Consider the following 6,756-nt stretch of genomic DNA (forward strand, 5'->3'; position numbering starts at 1 on the left):
TGGAGGTCGGCGGTTGGTGGGAGCGCGGGGACGGCAGCGACGTCGACATGGTCGCCGCGAACCCCGTGACGAAGACCATCACCTTCGCCGAGGTGAAGCTCGACCCCGAGGCCTGCGACCTGAAGAGGCTCGAACGGACGGTCGGACGCTTTCTGGAAGCCCATCCCGAATACGCCTCTTGGGAGCGGAGGCTGGTCGGGCTGACGCTCAACGACTTGAGCGCCGTCTGACCCCAAAAAGATCAAAGGCCTGCAGGCGGAAAACCGGCGGGTCTTCTTCGTACCCGCACCCCCGTTGGTCGCCGGGCTCGGGCTTCGCATCTCGGGAGGTTACGGCTCGTCCGGGCCCTTCCCTTCCTTCGCGCGCTGCTGGGCTTCGAGCAGGATGTCGGCGCGTTCGCGCAGCGCATCCGCGTCGACCGCCCCGCGATGGAACCAGACGGGCTCGCCCGTGTGGTCGTAGAAGATCTGCGAGGGCATCTCTTCAATGAGGTACTTGTTCTCGATGCCGCGGTACTTGTCGATGTCGATCGTGATGAAGGCGACCTTTTCGCCGTACTCCTTCTGCATGGCGTTCATGAGTTGGGCCATCTCGGGGCAGCTCGCGCACCATTCGGCGCCGAAGTCGACGATGGTGGGCTTGCCCTTCACGGGAAAGGGTTCGACCCAGTCTTCGGCAAAGGCCGCGCCGGAGAGCCCGAGCGAGAGAGCGGCGGCGCAGCCGGCCGCGGCGATCAGTTGACGGCGAAACATCTTGCGTTGTCTCCTTGGACGGTTTTATTGAGGTGCGGTCACGCTTCGTGCGGGGAGAGCACGCCGCCCACCATGTCAAAGAGGCGGTCGGACTGCTCGATGCTCGACGTGTCGTGCGTGACCATCAGCACGCCCGTTCCTCCGCGGGCGAGCTTTTTGAAAATGTCGACCACCATCGCGGCGTTGTCGGCGTCGAGGCTCGACGTCGGTTCGTCCGCAACGATGACCTTCGGCCGGTTCATGAGGGCGCGCGCGATGGCGACGCGGCGAAGTTCCCCGCCGGAGAGCGCGCTCGGGTACTGGTTGGCGAGCTCTTTGAGGCCCACGGCCTCGAGAAGTTCGAGCGCGCGGCCTTCCTCCTCCCTGACGCCCGCCGACAAGTAGGCGGGGAGCCGGACGTTGTCGAGCACCGTGAGGGTCGAGAGAACGCCCGCGCCCTGCGGCACGAAGCCGACCGCGCGGTTCCGTAGCGCCGAGGCCGCCTCGTCGCTCATGCCGGCCAGCGCTTGGCCGCAGAGCGTGACGGTGCCTTCCGTGGGCGCCAAAAGCCCCACCACCATGTTGAGAAGCGTCGACTTCCCGGAGCCCGAGCGCCCCAGAAGCGTCACAAATTCACCTTCCGAGACCGTGAGCGTCGCGCCCTTGACGGCCCAGAAGGGGCGCCCGCCGCGCTCGTAGCGCTTCCCGACCCGCTTCACGTCAATCAAAGGGGCAGTCATCATTCACCCTCCCGAAGCGACGTGTAGATGTCCTTGCGGCCGATGCGCCAGGCGGTGGGCAAGGTCGCGAGCGGGCACGTCACGCACCCGGCCAGGGCCGCCAACACCACCGTCAGGGCGCTCCCCGACCCCGCCATGTAGGGAAGCCCGATCGCCTTCGCGATGTTCACCGAAAAGAGTTCCATGAAGAGCATCCCCAAAAGGAGCCCGACCGCGGTTCCGACGGCGCTCATCATGAAGGATTCCGTCATGACGATGCCGATGACGCGCTTCTTCGTCGCGCCCAAGACCCGCAGCGTCGCGAACTCGCGCTCGCGCTCGTTGAAGGCGAAGAAGAAGACGACGAACATCACGAGGGCCGCGACCACCCACACGCCGAAGGCGGCGGAGTAGAGGACCGAGACGATGTTCCTGAGCTTCGCCGAGGTGTCGCTCATCATGTTGGACGCGAAGACGAAGTTCACGTTGGCGCGAAGCCCCAGACGGTCCAGCACCGCGTCCGAAATCGAGATCGGATCGACGCCGGGCTTCACCTTGACGAGGATCGCGGAGAGGCTCTCGTCGATCTCGTCGGCGCGCTCGGGCGAAGCGATGCGGCCGACCTTCCGGGCCGCATCCATCGTCATGAAGACCGAGCTGTCGAAGCCCATGCCGGTGGGTTCAAGCCTGCCCACGATCTTGAAGGTCTGGTCGAAGAACGTGAGTTCGTCTCCGACCTGTCCGAAGATGTAGTCGCCCACGATCACTTCGTTCCCGGTGAGCGGACGCTCGACCGCGCGGCGAAGCCACGGCTCCACCACGAAGTCGGTCGACTGGTCGATCCCGATCAGCTGCACCTTCACCGAGCAGCACTGCGCATCGAGCGAAGAAATGAAGAGCTGCCCCGACGCGCGCTCCACGGTCGGGATCGATTCGATCACATCGAGGAGCGAGCGCTTCAGATAAAAGGTCGAGGGTTCGGCGCGGAGGATCACGCCTTCGATCTTTTTGCCCTGCCCCTGCGGGACGACCAAAAGGTCCGCGCCCATGCGGGCGGAGAGCGACCCGATCCCCTGCTGCAGGTTCGACGAGATCATCGACCCGACGAGCAGCATGAAGGCGAAGATCGCCACCACGAGCGCGAGCGAGATCGAGCGCCAGGGCTTTTTGGAGAGGTTCGCCGAGGCGAGCCGCCACGTGGAGAGTGCCTGCATGACCCGGTCACCCGCGGCGCGAGAGCCGCCAAAGGTCCGCGGCGGCGATGAGAGCGATGATCACGCCGAAGACGATGAGTGCGCCCTGCGTCGTCGCGTGGCAGCCCATCATCGGGTTGGGGCACGGCCCGATCAGCACGGTGGCGAGCAGGACGACGAGGATGCCGTTCAGGATGTTGGCGGTCTGGAGCCCCGCGGCCCAGTGCGCCGACACGAACTGCATGATGATGCCTCCGAGCATGATCATGAAGCCGACGCCCGCCGTTGCGCGGACCATCCAGACGCACTTCATGACGTGCTCGCCCCCGCAGTGCGGGAGCCAGACGAGGGACGCCACGGCAAGCGCGGCGCCCAGAAAGGCCATCAGAAGGCCCGTGAAGAATGCGGGTTTCATGCCGTGGCCCCTCTTACTTCTTGTTCATGGAGAGGCCCGGATCCTTCCGGCCGGTGCCTTCGAAGTCGTAGCCGTGCGTCACCCAACCCTGGATGCCGTCGGGCATGACGTAGACGTTTTCGTAGCCCATGTCGATCGCGACGAGGCTCGCTTCGAACGACACGGTGCAGAGACGGTTGATGCAGTAGAAGATGATGAAGCTGTTCTTCTTGTCCGCGGGGAGAAGCTTCGTCCAATCCTCGATGTTGGCGTGGATCGACCCCTTGATGTGGCTCTTCGCGTGGATCTCTTCGGGGTTGCAGTCGAGGATGTAGACGCCGGGCTGGCCCAACACCTTGTTGACGCGCTCCAGGGAGAGCGGAATCGGCTGGCGCATTTCCTGAACGGTCTTCCCCTTCGGGGCGGGATCCGCGGCCTGAACCGCGGTCGTGCCGACAATGCCGATCGCCAGGGCGGCGGCCAGCGTGGTGAGAGTCTTCTTCATGGTTATTTTTCTCCTGAGCGCCGTCGGCCGCCTGATGGGTCCGGCTTGGTGGGAATCCGGCCGACGCTGCACCTCATACGTACGGGGGATATTGTGGCTTATGCGTAGTTCTTTGGGTGAAGATCACCTCTCCCGAAATGGAGTGGACTTTACCGAAGTCAAAAGCCCGGCGGCGATTTTTCAGAACACGCCGTACAACGCATCCGAACGGATGGCGGCCGAAGATGCGAAAAACTCCGGCTGAGCCGAAACTCAACCGGAGTTCAAGTTTTGAGGCAGAGCCCGGAACCCCGGAGGGTTCCGGATCGACCTCAGAAGGTCACGCAAGAATTACTTCTTGGCGGTGGCGGGCTTCTGGTTCAGGATCGCAAGAGCCTGTTCCGTGAAGACCTGGCCTTCCTGGACCAACTGCTTCGCGTACTTCGGCGCGTGGACACCCCACGAACCGTCGTCCTTGATCTTCGCAGCGATCGTGCGGGCCTGTTCGGCGTACACCTGGACCTGAGCCTTGTCGGCGTTCGAGATCTTGGAGACTTCGAGCATGTCGCTGATCGTGAGAAGGTCAGCCGTGATCTTCGCGTAGCCTTCCTTCACCGGGGTCTGCCAGGCCACGACCTTGTTGTAGATGGTCTTCTGGTCCTTGAAGCGGAGCGGTTCGGGGAACTTCGACTGGATCGGGCTGTGGCAGCCGAGCGCGTCGACCTGGTTCTTGTCGGCGAAGGCCGTGCGGCCGCACGTCCACATCAGGTCGAGGTAGGGACGACCGTCGTCCTTCGTCAGATGCCAACCCTTCGGCGACGAGAGCTTGCGGTCGGTCGCGCCTTCAGGCGGGTTGATCGACTTCTTTTCCGGGTCAACGAGGATGCGCCAGATGTGCGACTTGCGAACGTTGTCGAAGCCGGCCAAGTCCGGACGCTGGATCGAAGCGAAGTTTTCGCACGACCCGAGCATCGGCATGTGGCAGGACGTGCAGCTGTTGCGGCTGTGCGTGCCACCCTGAGCGAAGAATTCGGCCGCCGTGGTGTGGCAGTCCTGGCATTCCTTCTTCAGGTTCGGGACGGTGTAGTGCGAGGCCCAGTCGTTCGACGTCACTTCATGCGGGTCATGGCAGGTCGTGCAGCGCATGCCCTTCTGATAGTGCTTCGTGTAGTGGGACTGCGAACCTTCGGTACCGCAGGCCGGGCAGAAGCTCTTGAAGTAGCTGTTGAACGGGGTCTTGAAGTTGTTCTTCGCGTCGTTTTCGTTGTAGACGAAGCGCTGGTGGCAGCGTTCGCAGTCGGACGGCATGCCCGCACCGCGCGCACCGTAGAGGTGGGCACCGGCACCGTGGCATTCTTCGCAGGAGACGCCCTTGGCCACGACGTGGCTGCGGAGCTTCTTCGAGTCGCCCAAGGCGGCGAAGAGTTCGTCCTGGCTCTTGAAGTCAAACTTCCAGGTGTGGCAGATTTCGCAGTACGACGAACCCGGCTGGAACATGGCCTGCGTACGGTTCGAAGCGCCGTACGAGTTGAAGCCCCAGACGTTGGAAGACTGCGCGCCGAAGTCTTCGAGCTTCGTCGGGAAGGTCGGATCCCAGGCGTTGATCTTCTTGACGACTTCAGGCGTCAGGTGTTCGGCCCAGTTGCGGGAGAACTGGTTGCCGCCGGCGACGATCTTGCCGGTGCCCTTGCCGAGGTTGCCGTCTTCAACGTGATAGGTGCCGCGGACAAGCCACTTGTCCACGAAGCCGTACTTCGTGCGGGGCGTACCCATGATCACGAACACGTCGTCGGCTTCAATGCCTTCAGGCAGCACGGAGGCCTTGGAGTTGTAGAGCGGCTTCTTCATGTCGCCGCCGACTTCCGTGAGCTCTTCCGGGAAGCGGACGATCTTGTTGTGACGGGAACGTTCCCACTTTTCATACTGCGACGGATGGCATTCGCCGCACTTCTTCGGACCGACGAAATTGTTCGGCAGGTCGAGGAAGGATTCATACGGCAAACGATACGTCACGGCGGTGTGGCGGCCGGTCTTCTGAGCGTACTTGTCGCCGCCACCGAATTCCACCCATTCTTCGTTGCGGTCGGACATCGTGAACTTGCCGACCACACGACCTTCCTTCAAATACTTGAAGTACGGATGGTTCGCCTTGAGGTAGTCCCAGAAGGCCTTGTCCTGAGCGACGTAGCCTTCAAGGGTGCGCGGGAGGTCAACCTTGCTCTGCGCGGCGGCGGGCGCATCAGCAGCCATAGCGGCGGAAGCTGCGAAAGCCGTGCTCAGGCAGGCGGCCAGAGACAGAAGCTTGGAGTGCTTGGTCATATTTAGCTCCTTACGGGTCTCATGGTTGGTTAGTGTTGTTGACCCGATCCATCACGGATGGGGCCCTTTCTTTTTTGAGGTCAATGTGGCCCCTTGCGGGTCCACGTCCGGAACAGTACTCCTTAATGTGAGGCTAAGAAAGGGGGTGTGGGGCCTGCGGATTAGATCTGAAGAACTAGTTCTTTCGGTCGGTTTTCCCGCCCCAAGCTCATGCGTATTTGTGCTTACAAAAATCCAATACCGTTGATTTTTCTGCGGTTTATTGGATTTTTTGAACACGGAATACACCGTTTCAAAAAAGATCACAGTCCGTTTCGCAGGATTGCATGGCTCTACCACTTTAGGGGTGCATTAAGGCGCTTAGTCGACGCTCTCAGGCACTTCGTTCCGAAAAATGGAAGGAGGTTCGGACGGCGCGGAAACGTGCAGGATGAAACCCTGACGTACAAACACACATAGGGCGCGATCCCCTCCCCGGCGGACACCCTCCCCCGCCGAATGAACGCCTTTTCAGCCACCAAGGGAAATCACCAAGTCGATTTTGAAACCCTCTCTATCGAGAGATGTTGAGTCATAGATGATGGCTTTCGATTTGTTGCCCGATCGACCATCACGGTTTCCGATCTTTCCCCGGCCTTGAATGGAAGACGGCAATTCGTGATGGAGGCGCCGCCTCATGCCGCCTTCGGCCCCGGCGCGGCTCTCTCCCGGGCGAAGCATCCCGCGGGACCGAACGAAGGCCCCGCTGCGGACACGAAAACAGGAACGCCCGGGGCTTCCGCGCCCGGGCGTCTCTCGTCCGACCCCTACCAAAGGAGGAGGCCGGAGGCGGATGTTTGCGGATGTTTTGAGGATTCGCTTTGGGACGGGCGACGTGCGGCGGTGCCGCACGAAGCCTCCACGAGCGTCTTTTACG

The 6,756-nt window shown here is 62.2% G+C and carries 8 protein-coding genes; 2 read left to right on the forward strand and 6 right to left on the reverse strand.

From position 1 onward, the window contains the following. Positions 1-230, forward strand: a 230-nt coding sequence (locus HMPREF9440_RS04400; RefSeq protein ID WP_008541864.1) for a hypothetical protein, incomplete at its 5' end; no start/stop codon positions are given. A 99-nt stretch (positions 231-329) separates the two neighbouring features. Here HMPREF9440_RS04400 and HMPREF9440_RS04405 read toward each other — a convergent pair. The 5 genes from HMPREF9440_RS04405 to HMPREF9440_RS04425 are packed head-to-tail and all read right to left on the reverse strand — an operon-like array spanning position 330 to position 3,542. Next, on the reverse strand, positions 330-752 hold the full coding sequence (locus HMPREF9440_RS04405) for a thioredoxin family protein (RefSeq protein WP_008541865.1): 423 nt from the start codon (positions 750-752) through the stop codon (positions 330-332). 38 nt (positions 753-790) lie between these two features. Further along, the gene (locus HMPREF9440_RS04410; RefSeq protein WP_008541866.1) at positions 791-1,474 is read right to left on the reverse strand and encodes an ABC transporter ATP-binding protein; all 684 of its coding nucleotides are present in this window, start codon (positions 1,472-1,474) and stop codon (positions 791-793) included. Next, positions 1,471-2,664 carry an ABC transporter permease gene (locus HMPREF9440_RS04415; RefSeq protein WP_008541867.1) on the reverse strand — a complete coding sequence of 398 codons (1,194 nt, stop codon included), beginning with the start codon at positions 2,662-2,664 and terminating at the stop codon, positions 1,471-1,473. Before HMPREF9440_RS04415 ends, HMPREF9440_RS04410 begins: the two co-directional genes overlap by 4 nt. A 7-nt stretch (positions 2,665-2,671) precedes the next feature. Further along, entirely contained in the window at positions 2,672-3,058 is a 387-nt protein-coding gene (locus HMPREF9440_RS04420) for a DUF4418 family protein (RefSeq protein WP_008541868.1), read from the reverse strand. A gap of 13 nt (positions 3,059-3,071) precedes the next feature. Further along, positions 3,072-3,542 carry a rhodanese-like domain-containing protein gene (locus HMPREF9440_RS04425; protein ID WP_008541869.1) on the reverse strand — a complete coding sequence of 157 codons (471 nt, stop codon included), beginning with the start codon at positions 3,540-3,542 and terminating at the stop codon, positions 3,072-3,074. Here HMPREF9440_RS04425 and HMPREF9440_RS11390 point away from each other — a divergent pair. Then, positions 3,541-3,786: a hypothetical protein gene (locus HMPREF9440_RS11390; protein ID WP_172634282.1), complete on the forward strand. Its 246-nt coding sequence runs from the start codon at positions 3,541-3,543 to the stop codon at positions 3,784-3,786. The two genes, HMPREF9440_RS04425 and HMPREF9440_RS11390, sit on opposite strands and share 2 nt — an antisense overlap. Before the next feature lie 86 nt (positions 3,787-3,872). Here the strand turns inward: HMPREF9440_RS11390 and HMPREF9440_RS04430 are convergent, their stop codons facing one another. Beyond that, positions 3,873-5,840: a multiheme c-type cytochrome gene (locus tag HMPREF9440_RS04430; RefSeq protein ID WP_008541871.1), complete on the reverse strand. Its 1,968-nt coding sequence runs from the start codon at positions 5,838-5,840 to the stop codon at positions 3,873-3,875. Between the last annotated feature and the right edge of the window lie 916 nt (positions 5,841-6,756).

It is taken from the genome of Sutterella parvirubra YIT 11816, assembly GCF_000250875.1.
Classification (GTDB): domain Bacteria; phylum Pseudomonadota; class Gammaproteobacteria; order Burkholderiales; family Burkholderiaceae_F; genus Sutterella; species Sutterella parvirubra.

Bases quoted from the DNA above. Each gene is read 5' to 3' on its own strand.
- HMPREF9440_RS04415 (WP_008541867.1), bottom strand. From the start codon at position 2,664: ATGCAGGCACTCTCCACGTGGCGGCTCGCCTCGGCGAACCTCTCCAAA.
- HMPREF9440_RS04410 (WP_008541866.1), bottom strand. From the start codon at position 1,474: ATGATGACTGCCCCTTTGATTGACGTGAAGCGGGTCGGGAAGCGCTAC.
- HMPREF9440_RS04420 (WP_008541868.1), bottom strand. From the start codon at position 3,058: ATGAAACCCGCATTCTTCACGGGCCTTCTGATGGCCTTTCTGGGCGCC.
- HMPREF9440_RS04405 (WP_008541865.1), bottom strand. From the start codon at position 752: ATGTTTCGCCGTCAACTGATCGCCGCGGCCGGCTGCGCCGCCGCTCTC.
- HMPREF9440_RS04425 (WP_008541869.1), bottom strand. From the start codon at position 3,542: ATGAAGAAGACTCTCACCACGCTGGCCGCCGCCCTGGCGATCGGCATT.
- HMPREF9440_RS11390 (WP_172634282.1), top strand. From the start codon at position 3,541: ATGGTTATTTTTCTCCTGAGCGCCGTCGGCCGCCTGATGGGTCCGGCT.
- HMPREF9440_RS04430 (WP_008541871.1), bottom strand. From the start codon at position 5,840: ATGACCAAGCACTCCAAGCTTCTGTCTCTGGCCGCCTGCCTGAGCACG.